2 protein-coding genes and 1 pseudogene are annotated in these 2,336 nt (G+C 42.2%); 2 read left to right on the top strand and 1 reads right to left on the bottom strand.

Annotated features, from left to right (window positions below):
• On the top strand, positions 1-758 hold a 758-nt coding region (locus ACP45E_RS18155), incomplete at its 5' end, for an aminotransferase class I/II-fold pyridoxal phosphate-dependent enzyme (RefSeq protein WP_141707409.1).
• Positions 759-930: 172 nt separating this feature from the next.
• On the opposite strand, the gene ACP45E_RS18150 is transcribed toward ACP45E_RS18155, so the two are convergent.
• Positions 931-1,308 carry a hypothetical protein gene (locus tag ACP45E_RS18150; protein ID WP_017038664.1) on the bottom strand — a complete coding sequence of 126 codons (378 nt, stop codon included), beginning with the start codon at positions 1,306-1,308 and terminating at the stop codon, positions 931-933.
• Between the two features lie 513 nt (positions 1,309-1,821).
• Here ACP45E_RS18150 and ACP45E_RS18145 point away from each other — a divergent pair.
• Positions 1,822-2,336, top strand: a pseudogene (locus tag ACP45E_RS18145) (NAD-dependent malic enzyme); the annotation flags it as partial.

The following is a 2,336-nucleotide window of genomic DNA, read 5'->3' as shown; positions in this document are numbered from 1 at the left end:
ACCGCTCTTCCGATCTCAACGCTGAAACCAAAGACAAAGATTTTGCAGGTATGGTCGCTGATCTAAACACGGCTTCTGCAGGTGATGTGGTTCTGCTTCATGGGTGCTGCCATAACCCAACGGGTATTGACCCAACAGAAGATGAGTGGGAAGTATTGGCTAAACTGATTGCAGACAAAGGTTTGCTGCCGATGTTTGATTTTGCTTACCAAGGTTTTGCTAAAGGCGTTGAAGACGATGCGATTGGTCTGCGTACTTTTGCTAAATACAACAACGAAATTCTCGTTGCGAGCTCATTTTCTAAGAATTTCGGTCTATACAATGAACGTGTTGGTGCTTTCACTTTGGTTTCTGAATCGGCTGCTGTCTCTGAAACCGCATTTTCTCAAGTAAAAGCCATCATTCGTTCTATTTACTCAAACCCACCAGCTCATGGTAGTGCCGTTGTTACTCACATTCTGAATAACACTGAACTTCGTGCAGAATGGGAGCAAGAAGTTGCCGAAATGCGAGATCGTATCCAAGAGATGCGTGAGCTATTCGTTGCGACACTGAAAGCGGAAGGCGTTAACTCTGACTTTAGCTTTATCGAGCGCCAAAATGGTATGTTCTCATTCTCTGGCCTATCTAAAGAGCAAGTGACTCGCTTAAAAGAAGAATTTGCGATCTATATTGTTGGATCAGGCCGAATCAGCGTTGCTGGTATGACAAAATCTAACATGGGACCACTTTGTAAAGGCATTGCAGCCGTTCTTTAATGTTGCTTTGTTTTTTCCAGTAAAAATGGCTTGTACCGAATAAAAGCCATCCCTACTGATTTCTCAATGAGTAAGGCCGATACAAAAAAGAGTCAGCATAATTGCTGACTCTTTTTATATCTGGAATTTCGTCACTAGGACACTTAATGATACGTTCAGCCTAACACTGGCGTTAGAAGTACAGTATAAATTCTTCTTGCTGCTGGCTAGTAACAGCAAACTGGCATTGCTGCTGTATCGCCTCAATTTGCTCTTTTTCTAAAGAGTAAGGCATCACGACTTTAAGTTGATCTATCCCCTCTTCTTTGGCCAATTCGACCAGTGTCAACAAATTAACTTCATCGCTATAGCTTGGAGATAAGGATTGTAATGCAGACGCCCACAAGCGTTCCTCGACAGACATCCGTGGTTTGTCTGTGCCACTCAGTTTCTGAGTCAATGTCGGAGCGAGCGCCCTTAAAGCTTCAACGAACGTCCATGTTTTCGTGCATGACGCGCCAAGAAAAGACGTATAGTCAAAAACTATGCACTGTTCTTCCTGTTTATCCATTGCATTCTCATTCAGTTAACCGCTCTGTGTTTACTTAATATCATGCAACAACCTGACTATATCAATAGGATATAAAGGAATGGTCTGTTATAGCCAAAACAAAGGACAAATGGCTATATAAAAACCAACTATGTAACAAATGATGTACATGAAACAATCAAGTCACACCCTAATAGTTAATATTTTCCAACCTAAATTAAAGTGCCTGAATAATGATAGATCACTTAGTATCAATGCTAATGGTTAATGCGAGGCATCACTAGCAATATAGGAAACTGATACGAGTGTTGTAGGAAGGAAGTTTGAATCGAGTCAATTCGAAGCGATTGCATGATGCCCCGTAGGAAAAGACATGAATGGCCTAAAATACTCATGTTATTCAAATAAACACATTTGTATCAATATTTTCCATTAACATGGTTGAATTCGCGAGTCAGCATCCAGTGTTCTATTTACAATAAGATAACTTAACCCTATCATTTTGTAGTCCCTCCACCCTACAATAGGCACATAATGAAAATCGATAAACGCCCCCTCTATATTACCTACGCTGGGCCAGCGCTTCTTAGTACGCCATTACTCAATAAAGGCAGTGCATTTACTGCGAGCGAACGAAGCTCTTTTAACCTTGAGGGGCTTCTTCCTGAAAGTACTGAAACCATTCAAGAACAAGTTGAACGTGCCTATCAGCAGTACACCAGTTTTGAAAGTGATATGGATAAGCATATCTACCTTCGTAACATCCAAGACACCAATGAAACGCTCTTTTACCGATTGGTTCAAAACCACATATCCGAGATGATGCCCATCATCTATACGCCGACGGTCGGTGCTGCCTGTGAAAATTTCTCGAATATTTACCGTCGTGGTCGCGGGCTCTTTATCTCCTACGCCAACCGAGACCGCATTGATGACCTTCTTAACAACGCGACCAACCACAACGTAAAAGTCATTGTGGTGACTGATGGAGAGCGCATTCTTGGTCTAGGAGATCAGGGCATTGGAGGGATGAGATCGGAAGAGCGGTT

Source organism: Vibrio genomosp. F10 str. 9ZD137, from assembly GCF_049974785.1.
In the GTDB taxonomy this organism is placed as follows: Bacteria; Pseudomonadota; Gammaproteobacteria; order Enterobacterales; family Vibrionaceae; genus Vibrio.
This window is presented reverse-complemented; position numbering and strand designations above follow the sequence as displayed.

Coding starts and splice junctions, on each gene's coding strand:
- ACP45E_RS18150 (WP_017038664.1), bottom strand. CDS start 1,308: ATGGATAAACAGGAAGAACAGTGCATAGTTTTTGACTATACGTCTTTT.